This is a genomic window from Variovorax glucosi, from assembly GCF_051216695.1.
Classification (GTDB): Bacteria; Pseudomonadota; Gammaproteobacteria; order Burkholderiales; family Burkholderiaceae_C; genus Variovorax.
This window is the reverse complement of record NZ_JBPJZE010000239.1, coordinates 1-1181: the sequence shown is the minus strand read 5'-3', so window position 1 is coordinate 1181 and position 1181 is coordinate 1. Positions and strand designations below refer to the sequence as shown.

General features: G+C 67.7%; 2 protein-coding genes. Both read right to left on the bottom strand.

The features are described from left to right. On the bottom strand, positions 1–615 hold a 615-nt coding region (locus ACSFA3_RS24620; protein WP_435507989.1), incomplete at its 3' end, for a LysE family translocator. A gap of 46 nt (positions 616–661) precedes the next feature. Then, the gene (locus tag ACSFA3_RS24615; protein ID WP_435473524.1) at positions 662–1030 is read right to left on the bottom strand and encodes a hypothetical protein; all 369 of its coding nucleotides are present in this window, start codon (positions 1028–1030) and stop codon (positions 662–664) included. Positions 1031–1181 lie beyond the last annotated feature (151 nt).

The window sequence follows — 1181 nt, the reverse complement described above, 5'->3', positions numbered from 1 at the left end:
CCGCAGGCCCAGCAGCCCCATCACGCCGCCGGCGGCCCGGTCGATCCAGACCTTGTAGCGCAGGTAGGCCGAGCGCGGCGCCGCCGAGGACAGCGCCAGCGCCACGATGGCGTACCAGCCCGTCTCGATGCAGAGGATGACCGCCGGCACCGCGAGTGCCAGCACCAGCGGCACCTCGCGCGGCAAAAAGGCCGCGAAGATGCTGGCGTACACCACCGCCGTCTTCGGGTTGCTGACCTGCGTGGCCAGGCCCAGCAGGAAGGCGCGGCCGCTGCGGCCCTGCTGGCGCGGCGAGGCGCCCGTCTCCTGCGTCACGGCAAGCGGCTGGCGCGCGCCGCTCCATATCCGGATGCCCAGGTAGACGAGGTAGGCGCCCCCCAGGCCCTTGATGGCCACGTACAGCGCCGGCACGGCCAGGAACGCCGCCTGCAGCCCGGCCAGCGCGGCGATCGCGAAGACCAGTCCGCCGGCACCCATGCCCAACGCGGCAGCCAGTCCGTCAGCGCGAGAGCTCACGGCGGTGCGAGCCACCATCACGAAACTTGGGCCGGGGCTCATCGCGCCCACAGTCATGGCGCCGGCGATGCCGAGCAGGGAAAGGGTGGTGTCCATCATTCAGTTTCCTTGGTTGTCGCCGAGCGCAGATCGCCCGTCCGCCGCATCACAGGTTCTTCCATTCCTCGACGACGATCTGGAACCGGTCCTCGTAAAGCACTTTGCCGGGATTGCGCGAGCGCAGCATCCGGACAGCGGTGTCATGTTGGATCAGAAGCGCCGCGAGGCTGCGCATCTGCTGGATCGACTCGGTGGCGCCATCCTTGAACCAGGCTACGGCGTTCCTCGACCAACCGGCACTCGAGAACGGAGGGCAGGGCAGATTCGCGTTGAACCACGCATAGATCGCTTCGAGCCGCTCTTCTTCCGCGGCCGTGAGTTCGCCCTTGTCTCGCAGGATGCGGGTCTCGGTGACGAGCCCGCTGAGCTGCCGGTGATCTTCCTCGTCGCCTCCAACCACGAACCGGATGAACATGAGCCCGTGTCACTGCACGTTGACCGCTTCGACCTGCACCAGCAGCTTCACCTTGTTCTCGAAGCCGAAGTTCAGCCCCCAGGTGATGCCCCAGTCGCTGCGCTCCACCGTGGTCTCGAAGTCGCCGCCGCACACCTGGCGGTTGATCAGC

Coding starts and splice junctions, on each gene's coding strand:
- ACSFA3_RS24615 (WP_435473524.1), bottom strand. CDS start 1,030: ATGTTCATCCGGTTCGTGGTTGGAGGCGACGAGGAAGATCACCGGCAG.